This is a genomic window from Chthonomonas calidirosea T49 (assembly GCF_000427095.1).
Taxonomy (GTDB): Bacteria; Armatimonadota; Chthonomonadetes; order Chthonomonadales; family Chthonomonadaceae; genus Chthonomonas; species Chthonomonas calidirosea.
Window position 1 is genome coordinate 1369467 of record NC_021487.1, and the last position, 26500, is coordinate 1395966.

Annotated in this window: 13 protein-coding genes; 9 read left to right on the forward strand and 4 right to left on the reverse strand. The window is 53.6% G+C overall.

Features of this window, described 5'->3' with window-relative positions; genetic code table 11:
• Positions 1-77 precede the first annotated feature (77 nt).
• The gene (nfi, locus tag CCALI_RS05765; protein WP_016482534.1) at positions 78-767 is read right to left on the reverse strand and encodes a deoxyribonuclease V; all 690 of its coding nucleotides are present in this window, start codon (positions 765-767) and stop codon (positions 78-80) included.
• A gap of 176 nt (positions 768-943) precedes the next feature.
• On the opposite strand from nfi, the gene CCALI_RS05770 reads away from it, so the two are divergent.
• The 8 genes from CCALI_RS05770 to CCALI_RS05805 all read left to right on the forward strand — a co-directional run bounded on the left by CCALI_RS05770 (position 944) and on the right by CCALI_RS05805 (position 10831).
• Positions 944-2122, forward strand: coding sequence for a Gfo/Idh/MocA family protein (locus CCALI_RS05770; protein WP_016482535.1), 1179 nt, complete (start codon positions 944-946; stop codon positions 2120-2122).
• A 95-nt stretch (positions 2123-2217) separates the two neighbouring features.
• The gene (locus CCALI_RS05775) at positions 2218-2532 is read left to right on the forward strand and encodes an ArsR/SmtB family transcription factor (protein WP_016482536.1); all 315 of its coding nucleotides are present in this window, start codon (positions 2218-2220) and stop codon (positions 2530-2532) included.
• A gap of 172 nt (positions 2533-2704) precedes the next feature.
• Complete coding sequence (locus tag CCALI_RS05780) at positions 2705-4183, forward strand: efflux RND transporter periplasmic adaptor subunit (protein WP_172636631.1); 1479 nt, start codon at positions 2705-2707, stop codon at positions 4181-4183.
• A gap of 4 nt (positions 4184-4187) precedes the next feature.
• Positions 4188-7577: an efflux RND transporter permease subunit gene (locus CCALI_RS05785; protein ID WP_016482538.1), complete on the forward strand. Its 3390-nt coding sequence runs from the start codon at positions 4188-4190 to the stop codon at positions 7575-7577.
• Between the two features lie 21 nt (positions 7578-7598).
• On the forward strand, positions 7599-7808 hold the full coding sequence (locus CCALI_RS05790) for a YgaP family membrane protein (RefSeq protein WP_016482539.1): 210 nt from the start codon (positions 7599-7601) through the stop codon (positions 7806-7808).
• Between the two features lie 231 nt (positions 7809-8039).
• A complete protein-coding gene (locus CCALI_RS05795; protein ID WP_016482540.1) occupies positions 8040-9761 on the forward strand; it encodes a class I adenylate-forming enzyme family protein in 1722 nt (573 codons plus the stop codon).
• Positions 9762-9776: 15 nt separating this feature from the next.
• On the forward strand, positions 9777-10556 hold the full coding sequence (locus tag CCALI_RS05800) for a creatininase family protein (protein WP_016482541.1): 780 nt from the start codon (positions 9777-9779) through the stop codon (positions 10554-10556).
• 14 nt (positions 10557-10570) lie between these two features.
• The gene (locus CCALI_RS05805; protein WP_016482542.1) at positions 10571-10831 is read left to right on the forward strand and encodes a hypothetical protein; all 261 of its coding nucleotides are present in this window, start codon (positions 10571-10573) and stop codon (positions 10829-10831) included.
• A 147-nt stretch (positions 10832-10978) separates the two neighbouring features.
• Here the strand turns inward: CCALI_RS05805 and CCALI_RS05810 are convergent, their stop codons facing one another.
• Positions 10979-12112 (reverse strand): hypothetical protein, encoded by a 1134-nt coding sequence (locus tag CCALI_RS05810; RefSeq protein WP_156415947.1) that lies wholly within the window; start codon positions 12110-12112, stop codon positions 10979-10981.
• Between the two features lie 266 nt (positions 12113-12378).
• Here CCALI_RS05810 and CCALI_RS05815 point away from each other — a divergent pair, with 266 nt between their 5' ends.
• Positions 12379-13404: a methyltransferase gene (locus CCALI_RS05815; protein ID WP_016482544.1), complete on the forward strand. Its 1026-nt coding sequence runs from the start codon at positions 12379-12381 to the stop codon at positions 13402-13404.
• Between the two features lie 115 nt (positions 13405-13519).
• On the opposite strand, the gene CCALI_RS05820 is transcribed toward CCALI_RS05815, so the two are convergent.
• Positions 13520-21559 carry a hypothetical protein gene (locus CCALI_RS05820; RefSeq protein WP_044948929.1) on the reverse strand — a complete coding sequence of 2680 codons (8040 nt, stop codon included), beginning with the start codon at positions 21557-21559 and terminating at the stop codon, positions 13520-13522.
• 22 nt (positions 21560-21581) lie between these two features.
• Positions 21582-26498 carry an NHL repeat-containing protein gene (locus CCALI_RS05825; protein ID WP_172636632.1) on the reverse strand — a complete coding sequence of 1639 codons (4917 nt, stop codon included), beginning with the start codon at positions 26496-26498 and terminating at the stop codon, positions 21582-21584.
• Positions 26499-26500: the final 2 nt, after the last annotated feature.

Sequence of the window (26500 nt, forward strand, 5' to 3'; positions counted from 1 at the left end):
GGCTTGTGGGCACGGTGCGAAGTGGGCGTTTACCTATTCTACCTGCTTGCTTTTACAACCTACTAAGATGGGGCTGTTTAGTCCAAAGGTATCTCACCCCGACGCAGGGCATTGACATAGAGATGCGCTTGCCGGGTAGGCTCGGGCAGGCGCGTGAGGCCTCTACATTGGAGCACAAGTCGTATGGCGCTCATAAGGTCTACCCGATGCCCCACCGATACATAGATCGGAGCGACATTCTGTTTTAGGCGAAGCGCTGCACCAACCACCTCACCGCGATCCACAACGGGTTGCCAAGCACCAACATCGTTTGGAACCGCTTCATGATGCCCCACAAGCAGACTCTTGGCCACCCCAATACTCGGCATGTTCAATAGAAGCCCAAGATGGCAGGCGATTCCGAAACGGCGCGGATGGGCGAGACCTTGCCCGTCCGCAATGAGAACATCGGGATGGGTTGAGAGACGGGCCCAAGCCTCGAGCAAAGGAGGCGATTCTCGAAAAGAGAGAAGGCCGGGAATATAGGGAAACGAAGCAACCGTGCGAACCCCTACTCGCTCTTTCAGAGTGAGTTGAGGGCGTTCAAGTACCACAATGCCAGCAAAAACAGGCGCCTCCGCAGAGGCATGAGCAGAAAAAGAGATGTCACAGCCAGCCACCAGCCTAACGTTCTCGACATCCAAAGGCTCCACGCGCACTTTTTCGGCTAACTTTTTCTGAAGTTGAACAGCCTCCTGAGGGGTTAGGTTCCAAGCATGCTGGATCATCGGTATATTCTTCCTATGCTCCATTGTTTATCACAACAAGGTAGAATTCCTGCTGGAACGAAGCCCACCACAAAAGACCATCAAAGGCTTATTTAGAAAATGTAGGCACGAGTTCAGTCTCGCAGACGCGCCAGAAACTAAAAACCAAAAACTAGAAACAAAACGAAAGGAACAAGATGCACACATACGGTGTTGGAATCGTAGGATACGGGTTTATCGGAAAAGTACATACACATGCCTACTTGTCGTTGCCCCTGTTTTACGATCCGCTGCCGGCTAAATTGCGTTTAGTGGGAGTTTGTACGGCAACCGAGGAGAGCCGGAAAAAGGCGCAAGAGCAGGCCGGATTCCTGTTTGCGACAGGCGATTACCAGGCTTTGTTAGAGCGCAAGGATATTCAGATCATCAACGTCTGTGCTCCCAACGATCTCCACTATCCTATTTTACGGGACGCCCTAAAGGCAGGCAAACATATCTACTGCGACAAGCCGCTCGCCCTAACAAAAGAGGAGGCGGAAGAGATAGCCGCCTTAGCACGCACCGTTCCCACCGTGCAGCAGATGACCTTCAACTATCGTTTCGTGCCGGCGATTCTACGGGCGCGCCAGCTCGCCGAATCGGGATTTTTAGGCGAACTGTTCAGTTTTCGTGCAGCTTATCTCCACGCAGGCTATATTGACCCCCGTCGCCCTTACACCTGGCGCATGGATAGAGCACGAAGCGGCGGAGGCGCTATCGCCGACCTAGGTGCACACATCTTTGACCTCGTCCGATTCTTAGTAGGGCCGCCGCTTCCGATAGGGCGTGCTGGAGAGTTTCAACGGGTTAGTGCCCGCCTTCAAACGGTGATCACAGAGAGACTGGATGTAAAGAGCGGTCAGATGCGCAAAGTAGATGTGGACGATATCGCGCTGGTGCAGGCTCAGTTGGTAGGAGGTGCTTATGGAAGTTTGGAGGCGTCTCGTTTGGCGACTGGAGCTCAGGATGAGATTCGCTTAGAACTCCATGGAAGTCAGGGCGCTTTGCGCTTCAATTTGATGGACCCTAACTGGCTCGATGTCTACGATGCCACTCCGCCGGAAGAGGCGCTGGGAGGCAGGCGCGGTTTTCAGCGCATCGAATGCGTCTCGCGCTACCCTAAACCCTATGCCTTTGGCGTTACCAAGAACAGCGTCGGTTGGATACAGTTTCATATTCATAGCCTCTTTGACTTCATATCGAATGTCGCCCAGCACGAAGACGGGAAGGCCCCGTCACCACTATCTCCTACCTTCGAGGATGGCTTGGCAGCCCAGAAACTGATCACAGCCTGCCAAAATTCCGATGAACGCGGTGGCATATGGGTTACGATCTAAAAGTCTTCCCAAATGGAAGACCTCATTTGAAAGGAACTTCCTCCAAAACATAGGCGTATAGCTATATAGCTAGTATCTATATAAGGAAAGTGGAGATGACACAGGCAGAAACGAAAGAAACCCTCATTGACCTAGAGACGCTTCAACGTGTGGCGCCGATCATTCGGAATGCTGCCCATCCACTGCGCCTCCGCATTCTCGACTATCTTCAACATGCCGGCGGAGAGCGCAACGTAAGCCAGATCGTGGAGGCGGCAGAGGCAGAACAGGCCGTTGTGAGCCAACAACTGCGAATCCTTAAAGACCAAGGCATTCTCAGCGCACGTCGAGAGGGCACCAATGTCTACTATCGGATCGCCGATCCGAGCGTTTTGCTCTTGCTCGATTGTATCCGTCACCACAAAAAGTAGCTATTCTACCTGCCCGCTCGCAAGTGGTATAAGAAGTAATTTTTTAGAGAAAAATTATATGAATATAGATATATATCAACTTATTGGTCATAGAGGTTCAAAAATGAGGACACAACGGACGCGACCCTGGCTTCGAAGCGCAACGCTCAACAGGAGAAAAGAAATTGGGCTTGTGGTTCTGCTCCCTATCATCGGTTTGGTAGGTATGGCTTTTTGGCACGGACATATCTCCTCCGCCGAGGCTACTGCCTCACAAAGCCAACCTACAAGGAGCAATACAGCGATTACAGCCCCTGTGGAGAAGGTAGCCCTAACAACATTGCCAGACACGATAGAGGTAACAGGCAACATCAGCCCCATTGTTCAGACCGACATTGCGCCCAAGATAACAGCGCGCATCCTCTCGTTACCGGTACATGAAGGAAGCCATGTGACGACGGGCGAGGTGCTCGCGGTTCTGGATACCCGCGATCTCGATGCGAGTATCGCTCAAGCAGAAGCCGGTGTTCTCGCAGCGCAGGCAGCCTATCGAGGGGCGCAAATGGCGGAACAGATGGAAGGCAAAGTAGATAATGCCCAAATTGCGGCGGCACAGGCCCAGTTGCGCGAAGCCCAGGCCGCCTTAGCAGCAGCAAAAGCAAAGCAGCAGTTGGTAGATACAGGCCCACGCAAGCAGGAGCGTGCTCAGGCGGCTCTCGCAGTGGCACAAGCGAAAGCCCAACTCGTTCTTGCCGAACGTGACCTCCACCGCATGGCAGAGCTTTACAACGAAGGAGCTATCTCAGCTCAGCAGTACGATACTTATCAAAGCCGCTATGAGGTCGCCAAGGCACAGTATGAGAGCGCTCTGCAGCAACAGAGCCTCGTTAACGAAGGAAGCCGTTCTGAAGAGAAGCAGGCGGCGGCAGAGGCCGTACGTCAGGCGGAGTCCGCCGTTCGTCGGGCAGAAGCCGGCCTTCGTGAGGCCGAAGCGGCCGCAGCTAAAGCGCAGGTGAGGCACGAACAGACGCAAAACGCTCTTGCCACTTTACAGCAGAGCCGAGTGGCGCTTCAGCTCGCCCGTATCACGCGCAGCTATGCAGTCCTACGCGCGCCTTTCGATGGCGTGATCACTCAGAAGCTAGCGGATGTCGGTGCCATGGCTATGCCCGGTGTCCCCATCCTTCGTGAAGAGGGCACACAGTATCGCTTAGAGCTGAACGTGCCGGAAAGTGCCCTGCCCGCCGTTAATGTAGGAAAGCCCTTGGAGGTGCAGATAGATGCCTTAGGGAATAGGCACCTCTTCGGCATCGTAACCGAGATCGCGCCCCAGGGTGACCCTAGCAGCCACACTTTTATCGTGAAAGTGTTGCTGCCTGCAGAGAGGGATGTTCGAACGGGCATGTTCGGTCGTGTGAAACTCCCCATCGGAGCCGAACGACGTCTGCTTGTACCTGCCAGCGCCGTTATGGAGCGTGAAGGACTGCACTACGTCTATGTCGTCGACTCGCAGAACGTGATCCATCTCCGACTGGTGACGCTAGGATCTGCTTACGGAAAGAGCCTTGAGGTGCTTTCGGGACTTAATCCAGGAGAGCGCATTGTCGCTGATATCTCATCTCCAAAACTGCAGGATGGCATGCAAATAAGACCTACAGAGGAGGGCAGGTAAACAAATGGCCGATCATCATACCGAACATACCTACGAGCCCACAGGAGAGCCAAAAGGGGGACATACGCCGCATCATTTGGGCAGATCGGCTCATTCGCATCTAGGGCTAGCTGGCAGGTTAGCTGCGGCTTTTGTCTCTTCCAAGCTGACGCCACTCATTATTCTAGCATCGTTGCTCTTAGGCCTCATCGCCGTAATTCGCACACCAAGAGAGGAGGAGCCTCAAATTCATGTTCCGATGATTGATGTGTTGGTTCAGATGCCAGGAGCAACGGCGAAAGAGGTCGAACAACGCGTCACAAACCCGTTGGAACGGGTGATTCACGATGTCCCCGGCGTAGAATACATCTATTCTACCTCAAGCCCAGGGCAGTCTTTGATCATCGTGCGTTTCTACGTGGGAGAGGATCCAGAACAGAGCCTTGTGCGTTTGGAGGAAAAGCTGCAAGCACATGAAGATAGTCTACCGCCCGGCGCGTCAAAGCCCATCTTAAAGATGCGCTCCATTGACGATGTACCCATTTTAGCGCTGACGCTACACGGTGCAAACTACAATTACTACACGCTTCGCCAGCTTGCCGAACGACTTCGGGATGCCATAAAGCAGGTGCCTGACGTCTCCAACGTAGACATCATCGGCGGAGAGCCACGCCAGGTAAGGGTTATTTTGAAGCCCGCGCGGCTAGCGGCCTACGGCCTGACTCCTCTTGATGTGGCTAGTGCGCTTGAAGGAGCCAACGCACAACAGCAATCCGGATCTTTTGACAAGAATAACGCCCAAATATTGTTGCGAACAGGCAACTTCCTTCGCAACGCCGAAGATGTGCAGGACGTGGTAGTGCGTAGTGTTGGAGGGCGTCCCATCTTCGTGCGAGATGTAGCCCAAGTGGTCGAAGGGCCTGCGGAGCCGCAGAACTATGTCTTTTTCGGCTACGGGCCGGCCACAGGCAAGAAAACCACCCCTCTTCAAGAGGCCGTTACACTGGCCATATCAAAGCTGCCCGGTACCAACGCGGTAGATGTGGTAAGGCGGGTTATGAACAAAGTGAACACCCTAAAAGGGGTTATCGTGCCCTCTGACGTGCACATCACGGTTACACGCGACTATGGTGCTACAGCCAATGAGAAGGCGATGGAGCTTCTTTTTCACATGATGATCGCCGTGGTCTCAGTGATGCTGTTGATAGCGTTGGCTTTGGGATGGCGCGAGTCGCTGATCGTTGGGATTGCCATTCCGGTAACGCTTGCTCTCACTCTGTTCATCTTCTACCTCTATGGCTATACGTTGAACCGCATTACCCTATTTGCCCTGATCTTTTCGATCGGTATTCTTGTGGACGATGCCATTGTAGTGGTAGAAAACATGGTTCGGCACTTTCGTATGGAGCAGGGCAAACCCTTCTCCTTAAGAGACGTGGCGATTCGTGCCGTAGATGAGGTTGGCAACCCAACCATTCTCGCTACGTTTGCCGTTATTGCCGCCATTTTGCCGATGGCTTTCGTCCGCGGTCTCATGGGACCCTACATGCGCCCCATCCCGGTAGGGGCTTCGGCTGCCATGTTATTCTCACTTGCCGTGGCCTTTATCGTTACGCCATGGGCCACTAATGTTGTCCTCGGCAGACACCATCAGCATACTCAACCCACCACTCCGCCGAGCGACCACTCGGAAAAGGCACCGGATGATTGGACAACTCGGCTTTATCGGCGAGTGATGAAGCCGCTGATCCATTCACCGAAAGCACGTCGCCTCTTCTTTGGTGGCGTGATCATTCTATTACTCGGTGCGATGTCGCTTATCGCTCTGAAGCTGGTGGTGGTAAAGATGTTGCCTTTCGACAACAAGAACGAGTTCCAGTTGATTGTAGATATGCCGAATGGCACCACTCTGGAGCAGACAACGGCGGCTACAAAAGCACTAGCCGACTACATCGCTACCGTGCCGGAGGTGGCAAACTACGAACTGTACGTGGGCACCGCCAGTCCCTACAACTTCAACGGCCTTGTTCGACACTACTATCTGAGAAAAGCAGCCTACCAAGCCGATATCCAAGTGAATCTCGTAGATAAACAGCATCGAACGCTACAAAGCCATGATATAGTGAAACGCATTCGTCCCGCACTAGCCCGCATTGCAAAAGCATGGGGAGTGCGACTGAAGGTCGCCGAAGTTCCCCCTGGCCCACCCGTACTTGAAACCCTGGTGGCTGAGGTCTACGGCCCAACCGATGCCGCCCGGACGGCCGTGGCCCGAGAGGTGAAACGGGTGTTTGAACAGACCCCGGATGTTACCGATGTGGACTGGTACCACGACGATGCACAACCAACCTATCAGATGGTGGTAGACCGACAGAAGGCGGCATTAGCCCATGTGGACGTGCAGACGGCCGTCAACGAATTGACAATGGCTCTGCATGGAGAGCCCGTTGGATTGGCACACGATCCGGAAGCCAGAGAGGATGTGCCCATCTGGCTGCAGCTGCCTCGTGCAGATCGGAGCGGCCTGAACCGCCTGCAAAATCTCTACGTTCCCACCCAGGACGGGCGCAGTGTGCCGCTGAGCGAGCTAGTGCGCACGGTGGAGGTACCTGCGGACGAGTCGATCTACCATAAAAACCTGCTACCTGTGGTCTATGTAACAGGCGATGTCACTGGACGACTGGAAAGCCCAGTTTATGCCATTTTGGCGATGAATAAAAAGTTGTCTCAACTGCGGATGCCTGACGGCACGCACCTCCACATACTCAGCATTCGACAGCCGAACAACACCAATCGTCTCTCTATGAAGTGGGACGGTGAATGGCAGATCACCTATGAGGTCTTTCGTGATCTTGGGCTTGCGTTTGCCGTTGTTTTAGTTCTCATCTACATTCTGATCGTGGGGTGGTTCCGATCTTTCATCACGCCTTTTGTCATCATGGCGCCGATACCCCTTACGCTTGTAGGCATCCTGCCGGCCCACGCGTTGCTTGGGGCGTTTTTCACGGCCACTTCCATGATCGGTTTCATCGCGGGTGCCGGTATCATCGTGCGCAACTCCATTATCCTAGTGGACTTCATTGAGTTACGTCTACGCCAAGGCTTTCCCCTAGAAGAGGCCGTTATTGATGCTGGCGCCACCCGTTTTCGCCCGATGCTTCTAACAGCAGCAGCGGTTATCGTCGGCTCATTTGTCATCCTCTTCGATCCGATCTTTCAAGGGCTGGCCATCTCTCTCATGGCCGGCGAGATCGCTTCAACACTTCTCTCACGCTTGGCGGTTCCCGTGCTCTATTACTTGGTACGTCGCCGAAATCGGGATTTAGACCGATTTGCTCCCTTCGGTCGGCCCGATCTCGAATCCGAAGGTGAGGCCGTAGAAGCCGCTTCACCTGCAGGAATTCATTCACTCTAATACAGAAGGAGAAACGTGACGATGACTGTTGAACGATGGCTTCGCCTTATCGCAGGCACATTTGTAACACTAAGCGTCGCCTTGGGCTATTGGGTAAGCCCCTGGTTTTACGCCTTCACGGCGTTTGTAGGGCTTAATCTGCTCCAATCAGCCTTTACAAACTGGTGCCCCATGGTTTGGCTCTTACGGCGCCTTGGCGTACCACCTTGTGTGCCCTCCCAAAGCGACTAGATTCGGGGTTCACTTCTCTTTTTAAGAAAGGATGTGGGGGGTTGTAAGGATGACGTAGAACTGCTATTCTTACTTTGTGAGAAATGTCGGTTCTTAGGGAAAGATAGCCAGAAATTAAACGTCCCTCTCTTGCTAGATAACAAGTCAAGCAGGAATCGCGTTTTAAAAGATGAAGCTACTTATAACAGCTTTCGCGTGCAACGAGGCAAACGAAAGCGAGGAGAATGTGCGATGCACGTAGAGGAAGAAGAAAGCGTCTTTCCCGAAACACGTCCTCTTATCTATCATGCCCGCTCTCTATCAAATCGGCCTTGGGAGCAGCGCTACACGCCATTTGAAAGCGTTGGTCAGCTTCTGCAAGTGCAGACGCAGGCCCATCCAACAGCATGCTACCTGACCTTTTATGATGAGAGCGGGCCGGTAGTCTCTTATACCTACGCGGAATTTCTACAACGAGCCTCGCAGGTTGCTTCCCTTTTACAGAGCCTAGGTGTTACCGAGGGACATCGCGTCGCAACCCTCATGGCCAACGATCCACGCACCGTGTTCATCTATTTCGGCGCTTGGCTTCTCGGAGCTACGGTCGTTCCGCTCAACATCGGTTCAGAGGACCAACAGCTTGGCTACATCCTCTCCAATGCAAAAGTGAGGGTGGTCTTTGCCTTTGACGATCAGCTTTCTCGGGCACAACAGCTGTGGTCTTCGAATGCCGTTTCTCATTCCCTCATCGCAACCGGCAGCAGCAACGGCCGTAACGGCGTACCTTACTTTGAACAACTGCTCGACAACTATACAGCACCTCCCTCCTTGCCAAGCCTATGCCCCGACACGGAGGCGCTGATCGTCTATACTTCGGGCACCACGGGGCCACCTAAGGGCGTTATTCTCGACCACGCTAATCTTCTGGCGGATGCTTGCAGCATCGCCGAATGGAACCGCTTCGACCCTGACGATCGGGCCATCAATGTGCTTCCTATCCATCATGTAAACGGAACCGTAGTGACCCTTTTAACGCCGCTCTATTCAGGCGGCAGCGTCGTGTTGAACCGGCGGTTTTACGCGCAATCCTTCTGGAAAACGATCGAAACGGAACGGTGCACCTGGAGTAGTGTGGTACCCACCGTACTAGCCTTTCTCTGTGAGCGTAACGACGATATAACCCAATACAATCTGTCTCGCTTCCGTCATATCCTTTGTGGGGCTGGCCCTCTCACCACCGAGCTGGCGCGTCGCTTTGAAACCCAGTTTCGTATCCCGCTCATTCACGGTTATGGCCTATCAGAAACGACTTGTTACTCCTGCTTTTTGCCTATTTCTCTCGATGAACCAACACGCCGCTATTGGCTCACCGAATGCGGCTTCCCCTCTATCGGCTGCCCACTTCCGGTAAATGAGATGGCTATTCATGATGCTAACGGCAACCCTCTTCCACCCGGCGAGCGGGGAGAGATCGTCATTCGAGGGCACAACGTCATGCGCTGTTACTACGCCCGCCCGGAGGCCAACCGCGATACCTTCGCCCACGGATGGTTCCGTTCGGGTGATGAGGGGTTTTATCTGGTTGGTCAAGATGGTAATCCCTACTTCTTTATTACCGGCCGCATCAAAGAGCTGATCATTCGCGGTGGGGTGAACTACTCTCCCTTCGACATAGATGAGGTTCTTAACGCGATTCCGGGAGTGCGTGCTGCCATGGCTGTAGGCTTTGAGAACGACTACTATGGAGAGGAGATCGGTGCCTATGTACAACGTGAAGAGGGCAGCGATCTCACCGAAGAGGCCATTATAGCTGCCTGTAGAAAGCGATTGCCTTTCGAAAAATGCCCCAAAGTGGTCGTCTTCGGCGAGACCTTTCCGGTTACCTCCACTGGAAAATACCAAAGAAACAAGCTGAAACCCTTGTTCTCCGCCTGGAAGTCGGTACAATTTAGGGAAGAGAAGCCTACAAACTAGGAGTGCACACCGAAAATGCAGCTTGGCGAAAAGAGTTGGCCCGAAGCCCATGAGCTGGCCGATAAGGTGGTTGTGTTGCCCCTTGGTTCTTTCGAACAGCATGGGCACCATCTCCCTTTGCTTACCGATACGCTCATCTGCACCGAAATTGCTCGCCGCGCCGAAGCCGCCCTTGGCGATGCGGTTCTTTTTCTACCAGTGCTCTGGGTGGGCGCTTCCGATCATCATCGCGCCTTTCCGGGCACCATTAGCGTCAGCAACGAACTCTACGTCGCTCTCCTCTGCGATATGATCGAAAGCCTTATCGGATCGGGCTTCCGAAAGATCTTTCTCCTCAATGCCCATGGAGGCAACATCACACCGGGACGCATGGCCATCTATCGCGCTCAGATGCGACATAAGGACCTCACCGATCTGTGGATCGCCCTAGGAACCTGGTGGACGCTCGCTGCCGACGCGGTTGCGGCTGTGCCAGAGCTCCAGCAACTTGTGGTGAGCCATGCCTGTGAACAAGAGACCAGCATGATCCTTTGCCTTCGTCCCGAACTGGTACGTCGTGAGCTCGCCACCGGTGCCAACATCCCTTTTGAATCGGCCTTCTATTGCCCAGATTTCTCAAGCCCTAGCCGCGTGGATGTGCCTCGTGCTTTCGACCAACTGAGCCAAACCGGTGCCTTTGGTCACCCGGAATTGGCTACCCAAGAAAAGGGTGAGGCGCTCTTTCAGGCCGTCGCCGAACAGGTGGTCAGCTTTCTACGCGAATTCGCAACCTGGCCCTCTCTAACACCTCAATGAAAAGGAACATACCCATGCAAAACCCCGCTCAGTCGCATCCTCTCCAAAGGTACCTAAATAGCACAGTGACCGTCTACTATCACACGAGTTACTCCGACAGTGGCGCCTTAACCTATCTAGATGCCCACTGGGTGGAGCTAGTAAAAGCGAACGGCGAGCGTCTCCTTATTCCTACCAATGGCATTCGAATCATCAAGTTGCAAACGGCCGCAGAAGCCGATTCGAACACTCTCGTTCGGGCTAGTGCGCCCGATTCCTCTCAAGAAGAACGGTAAGCTTGCTTGAGGTCTCTCTAACAAGCTAATATGCTCGCAAAAAGCGGCATAGAGGAGATTCTTCGTTTATTCGATGGAGAGAGACGGGCATCGAATCGTGTGCCAAACTGGCAGCGATCTTTTTCGGGACACTGCTTGTATCAAAGCTCAATAGCCTGAGGTGAGCGCGTGGGCAAGAATGTCGCAAACATGGCCTTCTAGTCCTATATCTATCACGGTAGAAAGGGTTTTAGGGGCAGCCATCAGTAACTGCAAGATGCGCGATACCGTTGGCTTATCGCCCACTGTTTCTGCAGCTAAAGCCCACCATACCACACGTCCGAGTTCGTCCTCCGTCATTAACTTGGAGGGCAAATAGAGCGCTTGTTTACGCAAAGCGAAGTAGAGCGCACGGGTCTCATTCGTTTTTGGCAGCCAGGCGATCGCCATAAGCTGTGCCATCTGATCGGGGTACCATACCATGGGCTGTTTTACCTCGATGCCGACTCCGTCGGCCTGGCGTCCAACAAGAAAATGGCCCCGACCCCTACTGTCAGATATCCAAAGCAGCGTGTTAATGGCCTCTAGCGTCGAACGGGCTCGATGTCTATAGAGGCGTGCCAACTGCGGACGATGCATTTTTTGCGCGAACTCAGCGGCAGCTACCCACCCTTTATAGACCTCCACGTTATCCATAGTATACATGGCTGGATAGCGTGGCTTTGCCATAGTGAGCCCGTTCGTTTGCAGCGTCAAGCAGACGCTGTTTGCGAGCTTAGGAAGCACGGCCAGGAGTTTTTGCTCCCAAGAGGGGTCTTTAGCAACCTGTAGATACTTCCAGGCTAACTCCATAAACGTGGCGGCATAGGCGTCGGTTGAGTCGTAATCGTTGGTGGAACGCCAAGCGCCTATATCCCCCGAATAGTCGTAGATCGTGCCATCCGCGTTCATATGGGCTATATACCACTCTTGCCATCGCTTTACGGCCTGAAGGAGACCAGGATCATGGGTTATCCTATAGGCATCGAGCAGCCCCATCGCCGCGTAATTTGCTACGTAGGGTGAGAGGCGATAGGGAGGCCGATCGCCCATGACGAGGGCACCATCCGATCGCTGTTGTGCTATAATGGCCTTTACAACAGACACTAGTGTGGCAGCCAACGCATTTCGCTGCCATTTGGCAACAGGAGAATAGGAATCGAGAGTTTGTGGCAACCCCTTTCCCGCACCGATCGCAGTCCAGCAGATCAGCAGACATAGAAAATGCCTACTCTTCACCATGATGTCGTTGTATCTCTCCAAAATTTGAGTTCTTCGTGATAAGTTTACCCTGTGTCGGTAATGCTCTCCTTGATTCTTCGTGCATGGTAACGGTAAACTTTGACATTCTGCCTAAAGTTCAAGTCAGGGAGTTCTTGCTCAATCGCGAGATCTGTGCAAAGTTAATTTCCTTAATGCCGTCGTGGTGGAACCAGAAGCTAGGCAGAGGCGGTCTAATCTCAAAAAACCGGGCAGCCAGATCTCCGATCAAAGCAAAATTCAGTCCGGTAAAGGAGGAGTTATAATCTATGACTTCGGAGACACAACAACCCGTTAGCCCCGAACGAATCCTTCAACTTATGTGGGGGCATGCAGCTCCCATGATCATCTATGCGGGGCTTCGCAACAATGTCTTTGAGGAGCTAGCCGCAGGCCCACTGACCATTGACCGGATCCACGCAAAAACAGGCGCCTCCGTTCGTGGACTGAAGGCGCTGTTAAACGCTTTGGTCGGCCTTGGTCTGTTAGCAAAAGACACAGCAGGCCATTATCTACTCACCCCAGAAAGCGCCGCCTTCCTTGTGCGAAAAAGCCCGTCCTACTACGGCGAGCTGTTTCGCCATACCTACGAACAGCTCATTCCGAACTGGCTGGGGTTGGCCGAGATCGTGCGAAGTGGAAAGCCCATCGTGAGTCTTGACCAGACCGACAACGGAACTGCTTTTTTTGAAAAGTTCGTTGAAGCGCTCTTTCCACTTAACTCCGGTGCTGCTAACGCGCTTGCCGAATCGCTGTGTCTTCCGCAACTCAGCGCTCCCTACTCTGTACTCGACGTTGCCGCAGGGTCGGGCGTATGGAGCATCTGCCTTGCCATGAAGTCTCCCCAAGTGTGGGCTACAGTTGTAGACTTTCCTCAGGTCCTAACGGTCACCCGTCGGATGCTTTCGCGTTTTGGACTAACCGATCGCTTTCGATTAGTTGGGGGAGATATGCATACGGCCGATTTTGGGAAAGACCATCAGATAGCCATTCTGGGGCACATTCTGCACAGCGAAGGCGAAATGCGCAGTCGTGAACTGCTGGCAAAGACCTATCAGGCGCTTGCTCCAGGAGGTACCATTGCCATCGCCGAATTTCTTGTGAACGAAGACCGCACCAGTCCTCCCCACGCACTCATTTTCGCTGTTAACATGCTTGTGCATACCGAGCAAGGCGACACTTACTCTTTTAACGAGATCAGACGTTGGCTTGAAGAGGTCGGCTTTCAGCACGTACGTTCCTTGGATGTACCGGCAGCTTCCCCGCTTATTTTGGCAACGAAGCCACCAACCTAGAATAGTTGGCTGCTAGCGCCAGAGAAATAAAAGAAAGACATGTCAAGGGAGAACGGTCATGTAGGGCGACCCGCTGGGTCGCCCTACATAGTGAGGGTGTCGAGACTGGAGCAGCTTACTGTCCAACGAGATCTGGATAGAGTTTGGGCGCAAAAGCAGCCATATAGAGATCAGTTGTGCCCGCGCGAGTGCTTGTCCAGAACAACCACAGGCGGTTCAGCAGCGGGTCTTTTAACACAGCGATCTGTCCTTCGTTGACAGATCCATCAACGGGCAACGGAGCTTCGTAAACATCGTTGCCAAGGGTATCGCTCATCTCGTCTCCCCAGGCAACTTGATAGGTCAACGTTCCGGAGTTCCCCGTGGTATTCGTAGCCGGATTGTAGTAGGTGTAGGTTACCTGCACCTGATTGCCCTCATCCGCCTCCGTAAAGTAGATGCGTCCTCGCTGCCAGTCCACCTCGTAAGGTCCTCTTGCGCCCGTGACCGTCAGACCCACGATTTGCGTGCCACTAGCGGTCTTAGCCACTGCCACTGGATAGGGTAGTGTTATCATCAGACGCATTGTCTTGAAGTAGATGGCCGACTTTGTCTTCCCTCCCACATCCGTCTTGTGGTAGAAAAGCCATAGCCTGTCAGTGAGCATCGCCGGCCCGTTCGCTCCTAATGGCTGGCCATTAGGAGCGAAAACCACCACCGGACTAGTAAGGAGTTGTCGTGGATTCGGGCTGCGATCCAGCAATACATCCGGAGCCGTGTTGATTCCGACCGCATCTACAGCCGGGTGGGCACGGAATGCCATCGGCAGCGGATTGGTTGGGATATTGCCATAACCGTCGGCAACAATCAGGTTGCTGTCATCACGGCTCGTGTTAAGCCGCATGACCTGAGGAATGTAGCTTATCCGCACAATATCCGTACTTCGCGGTGGAACGTCCGGGAAGCGCACAATGCCGGCCTGCGGGTCGATCACGATGCGCCCACCGAGAGCCGAATTAAAGGTGATGGTTTGCGACGCGGGATCAAAGGTGCCAGGCCCCGCCAGCAACTGGAGCACGTTGCCATTTTGGTCAATCCGTTCCAAAGAAAGGTAGGGTTGCGGGTTATTGCTAAACGGTTGTTGATTGTTATAACCTATATACCAACCCACGTCACGTGCAACAAAATGGTTCGTCGCCCCAGCACGCGTCAACGTCTCATCGGTTACCGGCGGCAACGGCAGCACAAAGAGCTGACCAGGCGTCATCACCGGAGCATTGGCACCGAGGTTCTCGCCACGATAGATGCCATAGCGGATCATAAGAGTCTCGGCATGATCCCCTCGCCCTGGCAATACACCAGTAAAGTAGAGGTCAATGGCATCGAAGACCCGTACATCGGGATTCGGATTAAACGGATTTTGTGCATAGACACGACGATAGATTGGAACGGGATGGCTCTGCTGCCCCAAGGTAATAGGCGTAGGCAGGAGGATTCCATCCGGCTGCCAACCTGCTTCAGAAAGCGTGCCGCTTAAACTGGTGCTTAAATTGAAGTTATAGTAGATTTGAGTATGATCTTGGCGCCCCACAGAGTAGAACAGATAGAGAAACTTCTGAGCAGGAACGTTGCGCCCACTATCGGCAGCCAATTTCACCAGTAAAGGCGCGGGAGTGTACTTTGGAACGGATGGATTTCCAGGTACGAAGTTCGGTGTGCCTTGGGGTACGTAAGGATAGGTTGGGCTCAACGGCTGCCAGAAGAACCGCATCTCCGTAACTTCCTGATTCGGAGCGGTCTGTTTTTGTACCTGACCGGCAAAGAAGAGGTAGGCCTCATTGTCAGCCGGTGGCCCGACGGTGATATTGCCGTTGGCAGCAACATCGTTAGCAGTCGCTACGGTGGGACTGGCAAACTGCACCGTACCCGGTATCAGCGTTCCAGGTATGGTATTGTCACCCGTCGTTGGGAAGAGCGTCTGTAGCAAACCGGCATTGGTGAGATCGAGCAAGGGCGCCGTTGGATTCCACCACTGCTGCAGGTTCGGTTGGCCGAACTGAGCAAAACTCATGTAGCCTACTCCACCCATCGAGCCTAGATTGAGGTAGGGCATGGTAAGCCAACTATAGAGAATATCAGATGGGCTTGTGGGGCCTGGGGCTGTATTGCCGCGCAACGAGTCGGAAGTCCAGTAGAGATAGAGGCTACTGGTATTATCGGCTGCAGGATAAAGGACGGCAGCCGGCAGCATGTTAAAACCGGTGGGTAACGTAGCGTTCGGGCTGGATTTCTCCAAGTTGTTCGGTGCCGCAAAGTTCACCGTATCAATTTGGCTCAAGCTGCCCTGGGTGGTTCCCCCTGTAAGGCGGTTTGGTACGACCGTAACCTTTATCTGAATACCGGGGTTCGCGTAAGCCTCCAGGGCCTGCCCCACCGGATTGGTATTCAGAATATCATCGTCGTTGCCGGCCAAAGCACTACTGCCATAGTTACTTCCCGACGTAGCCAACCACTCTCTCCACTGCAGCGGCATCTCGTCCTCATAGGGAACAACCGTTCCCACATAGGTTCCCACCGGCGTGCCGAGGGGCACGGTGATGCCGAGCTTGGGCGCCTGAGGTGTGAAGCCGTTACCACTCGGCACATAGCCATGCGGTACATCGGGGATTGTAGCCACCGTGCCTTGTGCATCTCCGGGCAAGGGTTTATGCAGCGTAGGATAGGGCTGCAGGTTATTAGGCGTCCAGAACGGGTTTGGGATCGGATAGAGGTCGGTGTCACTCAGATTCGCCTGACCGTTATTGTAAGGATGGTCGAAGGAGGAAACGAACCCGATGTTGCCCGTTCCTGGCGTGGGAATAGGGCTGTTTGCCGAGCCGAAGGGTGGTGCAAGCAGCCACGAGGAGAAGAGTTGATCAACCTGATCGCTCTGCAGCCCTTGGGCCACGGCAGCTCCTGTCGCAGGTGCGAGGCCTGGAGTCAAGGAGGAGGCGCTAAATGTAGAGCCGGGTTGCCCTATCAGTGTAGCGATGCGCAAATCCACAAGGTTCACGTTGCTGTCGCTCACCAGAGTGAACGGTTGGAAGAACTCGCCAAACTGCTTCGGATCGTCCCATGGCGAGACTGCGTTGGCATAGGGTGCCGTGCCCGTTGGCGCGAAAGGAATGCTATGCACGCCATTGTTATTTACTGCAGAGTAACCTGTACCGGCCGGCACGTTGCCAAAATCGAGCGCAGCGCCCTCCACGTGGAGGCGGAAAGAAGGCGCCACGCACATGCCAAGGTTGAACTGTCGGCGCGCTTCCTCGATTTCGGCACGATTGTAACCGTTGAAGACTCCTGGACGTAAGGGACGCCCTGGTAACTGAACGACCACCTGTGCCCGCTGGGCGATATAGCCTAGCGCTGGGAAAGTACCTGTTCCCGGTGTAGTCGGGGGCTGCCCATCGTTGAAAGTACGAATGGGGCCGAGCACAGGGGAACCGAGTGCACCAAGCACCTGCCCAGCCTCATTCGTAAACGAGTCGCCGAAATTCCCGAAGGCGGTCTGCACAATGCCACGATTTACATTGGCTGGCTGATACTTTGGTACATTTACTGTAAGGTTCAACTGCTCCGGGGTGGGAGTGCGGTCGGCCACATTATTGTCACCACTCGGCAATACAGGAGCCGGCAATGGCAATGCGGTACGGGTGGCATCCACACCGTTTTGTCCTGTAACGGAAACATTGGTCGCCGCAATAGCCGGATAGTCCGGGGTGCTTGTGCCATCACCTGGGAGCTGTTCCCAAGGCAACGGGTTCATCACAGAGCTAGGCCCACCCCACCAAACCAGCGACGGCATCTGAACGATAATGTTGAGTGGGCTTCCTGTCAGCAACTGGTAAGCGCTTCTGTCTTCCACATAAAACGCCGGAACTCGATTCCCGTTGGCATCTATGCCACGATACTGTACGCTGCTGCCATCAACAGCCATATCGAGCGGGGCAAAGAGCGACTTTACCCCAAAATTACCTATCCAACCGGTCTGTGCCCCATTGCCCAACAGTTCAGCAATGTTATTGATGGTAATATTGGGATTATCCGCCGACGGTGCCCAACCAATGATATTGAAAATGTTATTGCCGGTTTGGTCGGCACTGCCCGAACCCGAGGGGTTCGTACCGGCGACCGTGAGCGCCAACGGGTTGGTAATGTAGACTCGCCGTGCCCGTCCACGGGCTGCGATATTGTTTGGAGAGCTTTGCAAGGCCCGACTGACATTGCCGAAAATGTAACCGTGGTCGGCTCCGTTGACATCCCGTTGCCCGCCGAAAAAGAGCGGAGAATCGAAGCGGGCCGGTGTGTAATTGATAGTCTGGTTTCCGTTTTTGTAGACAACATTCTGCTCGATATGAGCGCGGGCTGAAACCCGATAGCCCGATATGCCGGGGGCTAATGGATTATTCGCATCCGGCTGAATCGGAATAGAGGCCACGGCCACCCACGGGAACACGTAGTGCGTGGGGCCGGTCAGTAGGCCAGATGCGCCGTTCGGCGAGTTCGCAGGCGGATTGTTGGGGTCATCACCCCAGATAGTAAACTGCTGGTTCCCAGCACCCGCATCACCTGGCCAACCGGCAGGCTGGCCATTGGCCGTAGTTGCAGGGACCTGAACGGTAATGGTTCGATTGCTACGCGGCACATCAATTCGGAACGTCACCGTGATGCGCGGCGGTGCGGTGCCATAGGCCGTTAACCCAGGCTGCTGTGGCTCCGCATGATAGACTCCCCATGCTGCCACATAGAGATGGTCGCCCCAGTCTACCGCGAGGCCATTTGTGCCGTCCGGCACCTGACCTACAAGGGCGTTTGCACTAAAGGGCGTTCCTGTTGTCCCATTCGGCCAGAAAGTGTTCCAAACGTTCTGTGCGAAGTAGTCTACCCCGCGAATGTCAATATCTACCAAACTCTGGTCGTTTCCACCCCCACGCAGCTCAATAGGCGGCAATAAAATTCCTAAACCATTATTTCCGGTTCCATTTGTGAAGGCCGTTACCTGTCCGCCCTCATCTCCCTCAACAATATAGCTATTGATCAGGGCAGAGGCGGCAGAGCGTACGCTGCTCGAAGTCGTAGGTGGATTCCATATTAACGGTAAGAAAATATTGCCATTACCATCGTTATAGGCTTGGAGACCTACACCATAGAAGTTGCCCGTATCGTCCGAATAGACCAAACAAGGATAGGGCACATTATAGCTCAATGTGGTGCCGTCCAACAGCCCCTCCGATGGATCGGCCTGTAGTTGAGCTATGATCGGTGAAGAAAAGACGAAGCCCGATTGCGGAATATTCGTGGCATAAAGCTTCGGATTCAGGCCGTTGGCATCCACCTGGATTCCATCCACCGTGCCATCGCTCTGCACCACATAGATCACGTCAGATGGCAGGGTTCCCTGCGGAAGTAGACTGCTATTTACCGGAACGGGCGCATTGCCTCCAAAGCCCGGCACAAAAGGTGCTGTTCCATTGGGGTTATTGGGGTCGGGATTCGGTGGATCCGGCGTGGGTGGATAGACCCATGTTAATTGATTTGTAAAGGGTACAGTTTGCCCATTGGGTGTGGCTTCTGGTAACAGATAGACTCGCCCACCTCCATCCGGCGTATCGCAAGTAAAGACGAGGTAGCGACTGTTCGAGCCCGTAGGCTGGTAGAAGGCAACCGTGCTCGGTGCAGCTCCCAATCCAGGGCCGGCCGTAGAAGGATAGGTCCAATAGAGCCTTTTCGTATTATCATAGGTTACTTTGTTGCCGTTAACATTTGTGATGACATCATGATGGGCCAGTATGGCATAGACATAGCCATCTGAGGTCCCCACTATCAACGGATTCTCGCCAGCTCCATTGGCATAGTTCGGATCGTACATGGGCGATCCCGCTAGAAAGCCGATCTCAGGCTCATCGGTGAAGTTATCGGCCATGTTGAAGCCACCCGTTGGCGAGGGTGTGTTCACCCTGTGGAACGTATCCGCACCAAAGCGCGGCCACGTCCAAATTCGCTGGGTGGTTCCTGGAACCAAGATATTCTGGTTGTTGACATTAATCGTACCGAAATCCCCACGACCTCCGGCATCAAAGGCATACACGCGTCCATGCCCGCTATCCGAGCCTTGCGCAGTTACGATCAAGAGTTGAGGCCCGTTCGGATTGTCGGGGTCGTTCACCAGCGTAGGCGTCCACGTCATTCCCGTCATGGTAAGCAAAGTATCATTACGCACGATATAGGGCGTCGTGGCCGCTGCTGTTGTATTAGGATTGGGAATAATATCGCCATCGTAGATAAAGTGGCCGCCCGAATCGGTAGGCTGATCCGGCCCGAAGCTGAAGGCTGGATAGCCAGCGCGACTATAAGTACCTGTATTCGCCGGAAGGCTGAAGTTGGGGTCCTCCCACTGCGCAGGTGCATTGGGCGGCTCATTTGCCGATCCTAACAGGGGTCGCACGGAAGGATAGACCCAATAGGCTGTTGTGGTGCGGGTAGAAAGGTCACCAGGGTCAGGGCCAAAGGGGTTGTTTCCAACTGGGTCTAGCGCATAGATATGTCCTAAAGAGCCTCCAGCTGCAGTGGTCACAAAGTAGACCATTGGACGAACCTTGCCATCACGGCATCGTACATTGGCAAGTAGGGGTGAGGCCGTACAGGTACCCGTCCCCGCGTCCGGCAGCGCCACATAGCGCCAGCGCACACGGGTTTTAGAGGGCAACTCTTGCGGCTGACCATTTACAATTTGGATACCATCTTCGTTATTTAGACAATAGAACACAGGTACGGTAAATGTCGTGTAAGCATCGTTGCCGGGCGTTAGCGGCGTCTGTGTAGGGTCTACTGGCGTGGTAGGAGGTGTGTTTGCTATAGTCTCTTCGCGTGCCACATAGTAAACGGTTTTCCCAAACTCTGGATCATTGGTGTTGGTAACCACTTTATTGCTACCAACGATCGGAGCAAGAATACGTCCTTGAGCGCTGATCGGGCCCAGAGGTGATTGGGCGATGGCCCCCCCATTATTCCCATTGTTAGCGATGCCCAGCGGGACAAACTCAACGGCGTCAGCGGTAACATAAGGTGGATGCAGATAGAGGGTCGTATCGTTTGGATTATCGGGTGTCAGCACGTAAAGCGTCACAACGATCTGGCTGGTGGGGTCGTTGCTGTTATAAGGGAAGACGGCTGGAGTTACCGATGTAGTACTAGAGGCGGCATAAGGACCGATCACTCGCCAACCTGGCCCGCCGGAGAGGTCTACCATATAGATGCGGCTATTGATCTCATCATAAACGCCTCCCCCACCTGGGGTACCAGTATTGTTGATGACGTTACCATTAACTGTCTTAAACCAGCTAATGCGGACAAATGCATGTTTCAGATCTGGATGCGGAACGCCTGCTGCATCTAACGTGCCATCTCCGGGTGACCAGATAGAGACGGTATAGTTCAGCGTAACCCCCTGTAAGGAAGCGGGCAGTATAGGGTTCCCCATCGTCCACTGGGCTACCGGTTGGGCGCTATTAAGCACGTTATTTACTGCTTTATAAAGCTGAGGAGGCACATAGGGCAGTTGGGATAGCTGGTCTGCCGTAGCCGTCACCGTGTTCCCGTTCGAGTCGGTGTAGGTAATCGTAACCGGCTGAGGCGTAGCGATGCCGTAGTCGAAGTTGTTAGGATCGGTGGGGTCGGTTCCAAAAGAGAAACCGGCCTGCGGTACCCGCTGCGCTATAGGAGGAACGGTAAAGACGTTAGTGTTCCATACTGAGAGGGCATTTTGGGTGACGTTAGGGTCAAAAATCTCCTTATTACCTGGAAATCCGGGAGGATTATCCACGATGATGGGATTGAGTGCAGAGACACTGGACGTTTGGTTTGAACTTCCATTCTGCGCACCGAGCAGATCTACACCGGTAGGCCATACCCATCGCGGAAGGCCATGAAAAGGCTGATTGGCTAGGTCCGTGAAGTTATTATAACCTTGGCGCAACGGCAAACCGTTGTTGTTGGCATCTAACGTTAGCGCGCCACGGTCTAACGTCCAGTCGTCGTTGGTAAAGGCAAACTGAGCATGTGCTCCCACAGTTGCTAAAGCGAGGAGCAGCCCGCACAGTGATACTATCCCTAAGGAGAGCGCACTCTTGTGCCTCATCTCTCGTTCCCTCATCTTTTTCCTAAGGCTGAAGACTTGCTTTTGGATCTTGTAATGTAAAGTTTGAAGCATTGCTGCCCGTAAAGCTTATACTGCGCAAAATGGGCAGTTGTAACAGATTCCCTACCGCATCCGTTTGGATTAAGGTTTCATGTGGCACCATACGTACGATGCAGCTCAACGGGTTGCCAAGTAGCAGCGTTTGGTTTTGGAAGGGCGCTGGGCCGGGGCCTGGAGCATAGAGCCTTCCTGCATTTTGATATCCATTATAGATGCCGTTAGGCCCTGTTGCCGTCGCATAGTAGTCTATTCCACGTATCTCGAATACCTCTCCATGCACCTCGCCATCTCTTACATTGGGATAGTTCCCAAACGCCTCTACCACGTTATCTGGGCCGGTGTAAGCGTTGGTAATGAGATAGTGCGGAACAAACCGCCCCAACACAGGACTGTAGTCGGCTTGCGGTAGGCGCTGAATGCTCACGGCATGAAGATGTCGGCCGGTTAAATAGTAGTAGTCCGCATCGGTAAGCTGCCATACGATATCGAGGTTTTTTCCATCTGCATCCGGTGCTAACTCATAGCATCCGGCATTATCCGCCAACAGATAATGAATGGTGCGATTGCCTGTTTTCGGGTCGGTGTAAGGAAACGCGCGGAAGAATACCGGATTGCTTACCGGTACATAGGAGACGAACTGCCCTTGTGCGTTATAGAGTTTAAGCTGGCTGAGGGAGGCGATCACATTTCCATCGGTATTCCCGTTTGGTCCAAAATAGCTGTATCGTGACAAAATCATGAGCGCTCCCCCCAAGCTTTCTTGATTGCTTAGCGGATCTGCAACCGTTTGTCCACCAGAGACCGTTGGTAAGCTAACATCGCTCACGGCCGCCACCATATCAATCTGGTTCGGATTGGTTGGATCTACGAACTGCTGTATAGTTCGATAGCGAAAACTCCCGTTTTGTTCCCCTAACGAGCGTGTGGTAAAGATCACCTGGTGATACATGGTAACAGCTGGATAGTTCGCGTTATTTGGCTGTAGTTGGATATACTGCCCTGTATTTGGGTTGAACACATCCACGATCTCGACAGCACGGTAGTTTCCGGCGTCGGCTATCACGTAGTGAACTGCATAGTAAGGGCCCGTATAAGTATAGGTAACCCCAGTGATTCGGCTTAGGATCGTAATGGTGCCGTTTGTTTGACTATCGGTATAGATTTGGGCATCGGTAGGATGATTCAGAGCCAGCGGCTCTCCGGGGCGAAGCGCCTGAATGTCGTTATTGAAAGTCGTTATCTCTTGCAGCACGGTACCAGAGGGGTCAAATACAACAACGCGATTGTTGCCCGAATCGGCCACGACATAGTTTCCCTCCCCCAGTTGACTCAACGATGAAGGTTGACGGAAGGGCACTCTTACAGCGCTTATTGTATTCCCGTTTACAGAAACCGCTTGGGTAGTGTTGAGGCTCCAGACGGCGTTGCCACCGGCATCTACCTCCAAAATGCGATTTGCATCGGCCACAACGGTCAACTGATTGTTCAAGGCGGCAATGCCGGCTCCAGAGCCGACGGCCACAATGCCCTGAGCTGCCGCCGGTGGGTTGATCACAACTTGTGTAAGTGGACTTCCGTTGCTCGGATTGGTAAGAGTGGTTATCACACGAACGCTGATTTTGCCTTGTTGAGCGGCGTTCAAATCCACGGCGGCGATACGTCCATCTACCGTGCCGTAATAGAGCGTTTGCGCGGCAACCGTTGGCCCCGAGGCAGGAAGCGGTGTAGCCTGAACACCAAAGGTGGGTATGAGCAGGTACCAAGCCAAGTTATCGAGCGGGCCGAAGCCGTTACTGCCATAAATTGCCTGGCGTACCCCTGTATTGCCCAAAGAGATGAAGATAGGTAGCGCTGTATTGAAGGCATCAATGCCATTGATCGGCCGCATGTTTAAAATACGGATGGCCGTTACAAACACTTGGCCGTTTGTATCGGTCTGTGTATCTAGCGTGTAGCCGGTGCCGGCCGGAAGCGTAATATAGGCAGGCGACGTACTGGAGTTAACGAAATCGGGCTGCTGCACAGCCAATTGAACGGGTGCGGCCGTCGGTGACGTTTTGTAGAGAATAGGAGGGTTCAATGGTACAATAGGGTTGATCTGGCTGTTGAGAGCGAGGATAGCTGTAAATTTATCCCCATTAGCATCGGTAGCCACTCCAACCACATACACCATACCGCTCTGTAGCGCAGGCTGTCCTATCACACGAAACTGGACGATAGGCGCTTGCACATTGGTAGTTGGATCGGTATAAACCAACCTTGGACGAATGGTGTTGCCGTCGAAAGTGCCTCCATACATCGGTGAGAACATCCAGTTAACAACCTGCCCGGAGGTAGGGCCGCTTAACGTTGAGTATTGGCCGGTAACACTGTAGATCCGATCGGGAAGCGGATTGCCCGCGATCAACACCTTGTCCGTAAGGCCTTGCGGTGAGGAAGCAAAAACAGCCGCTCCCTGATTATCCAGCACAACTCCGCCAGTAAGATAGTGTGGAGAGGAGACAGAGCTTTCCGGATACAACGTAAACGTCCGCCGCTGAATGAAGATCTGCATATCTTGTTGGCTTGGGCTTATACCGTTGATCGCATCTCCCGGCCAATCGAGTGTGTAATCCACGCTGACCGTGCGAACGATATGGTTTTGGGTATCGTTCAGTAGAATCCCATTGTTCGCGTTGAAGGTCACTACCATTTGATGTCCGCTTGGCGAACCGGTTCCATCGGGAGGAGGAGGACCGTTGTAGCTCACTGTAAAGACGCCGTCACTGAGGTGATAGGTTTTCACATCTATGACATTACCTGTAGTCGTATCGGTTTCGGTAACGTGTACCACAGGTGTCAAGTCAAGCGTGTTAGCACCGCTTGGTGCAGTGACATACCACGGCACCCAGGCGCGCGCGCCGTGCGGCTCAAACTGAAAATTAAGACCGTTTTTAGGTTGGTCTACCGGCTGTAATGGCTCATTTTTGGTTGCGAACCAAAGCCCCACGATTTGACCCTGCGATGCAGGCGCTCCGTTTGGCTCGGCTTGCGCAGCCGCATAGACCACTTCATCCTCTGCTCCAGTCTGTTGATCGGGCACCCATCCAACCGTCAGTGGCCCGACAAGGTCGGCCAATCCATTTGCCAAGGCGCTTGGTGCTACCGAAGGAGCTACCCCATTTGCGTTGTTAGAAAAGGCGTTAACGGTTTGCCCTGCCTCTAAGGAACCCAAAAGATCCACGGCCACCACGTGCCAGGCATGACCGGCATCGTTGTTGGCATTATCATAGACCGGTGCAAAAAGCACCCCTCCAGCGTAGGCCGGTGCAGGTACCGGAAGCGGTTCAAGAAGCGAGGTCGTGTCATCAATGGCCGCATCGGGCTGCCCAGCCTGCCCTATCTGAAAGAGCAACGGTGAGGTGGACTGCAGAGGCCCGGGGAACCCGGGCAGCGCATTAAACACACCGGTTACCCCTAACGAGTTTGTAACAGCACATATCTCCACAGTTTGACCGTTGGCTGGGTTCGTTACCGAAGCTAATAGCGGTGTGGCGTAGCGACCGTTAGCCCCTAAAAACGTGTTCCATATCTCATCATAGGGAGTACCGTACACGAAGTCGGGAATTCCATTATCAGAAAAAAGGGAAAAACCCGTTAAGGCTTGCCCCGGATGCAGGTTATAAACGTGAAGTCCGTTGTTTCCGTCTACATAGGCGGCGACGTTCTGGTCGATGGCCACTCCGGAGCCAGGATTGGGAGGATTGTTTAGAGGCACGGTAGCCCAAGCCGTCTCCAAGTTCGCTCCGATGATCTCTTGGGTGGACGCATCGCGATGGGAGTTGGCATTTGCAGCCGGCATCGCTCCTGTCCACGCGGCAACGTTGTAGGCAAACTTAAGCGGTGTGGTGGGAACAGCGATCACGGTATCACCGCTAACAGCTCCATCGTTGGCGCTGCCCGTGACGCTGATGGGATTTGGAGCACCAAGAGCTGCATTGATCGCCGCCGCAATGCCAACACCGGAAAGCAGAATATGGCCAGCCCCATAGTTGCCCGCATAGACAAAGGGAACCGTGGTGCCCAATAGGGGGGTCACCGTGTGAGGGTCAACAAGCCCTCCTCCTAAAGCGGTGAAGATGCTCCCGCTAAAAGTATGCACAAAGTTCGCCGTATCCGCTACTGAGAGCGGATAAGGATCGTTGAAAAGAGTGGAGAGCGGTTGTAGGATATTGAGCGAAAGGCTATCCGCTGCAGATGTTAGCTGCAACGGAAAAAGGAAGTTACCCCCATCGTTGGTAAAGCCGGCAGCTCCATCGTTCTCTATCCAGAGGATTCCCCCTGAATCCACAAACTGGCGCAGTTTTTCGACCTCGTTTTCGTCGAACTGAATTGTGCCTGTCCCTAAACGACCCCCTTGCAGCGGAAGAAAAGCTATATTATAACTATCAAGCGCTTGTTGGCTTATCGTGTCGAGATCTTCTTCCCAATAGGCACCCATATTTTTGCTAACGGGTGCACCTACACGAAAGATGAGGGACTGGGGTGTGCCGTTTTGAAAGGCGGGGTCAGGATTGATCTGTCGTGCCAGCCAACGATTATAGATGTCCTGAGTGATCGTAGAGGGAGCTAGAGGGTTCACGAACTGCCAACCCGCCGGTTTATAGTCCGTACGCGCATCAAGAGCATAGAAGAGATAAGGCACCGGATCGTTCTTAATAACTTGCCCATTCGCCACCCGCGAAGTCGCGTTGGAAACCAACACGCACGCCTTGATCTGCCGGGTTTGTGTGGTGTAGCGTGTGGCATCGGCAGTCGCCATAGAACAAGACAAGATAAGGGCTAACACCCCTAGCAACAGCCCCATTAAAAGTTGTAGCGGAGATATTTTGTGTCTCATAG

Bases quoted from the DNA above. Each gene is read 5' to 3' on its own strand.
- CCALI_RS05805 (WP_016482542.1), top strand. From the start codon at position 10,571: ATGCAAAACCCCGCTCAGTCGCATCCTCTCCAAAGGTACCTAAATAGC.
- CCALI_RS05825 (WP_172636632.1), bottom strand. From the start codon at position 26,498: ATGAGACACAAAATATCTCCGCTACAACTTTTAATGGGGCTGTTGCTA.
- CCALI_RS05815 (WP_016482544.1), top strand. From the start codon at position 12,379: ATGACTTCGGAGACACAACAACCCGTTAGCCCCGAACGAATCCTTCAA.
- CCALI_RS05785 (WP_016482538.1), top strand. From the start codon at position 4,188: ATGGCCGATCATCATACCGAACATACCTACGAGCCCACAGGAGAGCCA.
- nfi (WP_016482534.1), bottom strand. From the start codon at position 767: ATGATCCAGCATGCTTGGAACCTAACCCCTCAGGAGGCTGTTCAACTT.
- CCALI_RS05790 (WP_016482539.1), top strand. From the start codon at position 7,599: ATGACTGTTGAACGATGGCTTCGCCTTATCGCAGGCACATTTGTAACA.
- CCALI_RS05795 (WP_016482540.1), top strand. From the start codon at position 8,040: ATGCACGTAGAGGAAGAAGAAAGCGTCTTTCCCGAAACACGTCCTCTT.
- CCALI_RS05770 (WP_016482535.1), top strand. From the start codon at position 944: ATGCACACATACGGTGTTGGAATCGTAGGATACGGGTTTATCGGAAAA.
- CCALI_RS05820 (WP_044948929.1), bottom strand. From the start codon at position 21,559: ATGAGGCACAAGAGTGCGCTCTCCTTAGGGATAGTATCACTGTGCGGG.
- CCALI_RS05775 (WP_016482536.1), top strand. From the start codon at position 2,218: ATGACACAGGCAGAAACGAAAGAAACCCTCATTGACCTAGAGACGCTT.
- CCALI_RS05800 (WP_016482541.1), top strand. From the start codon at position 9,777: ATGCAGCTTGGCGAAAAGAGTTGGCCCGAAGCCCATGAGCTGGCCGAT.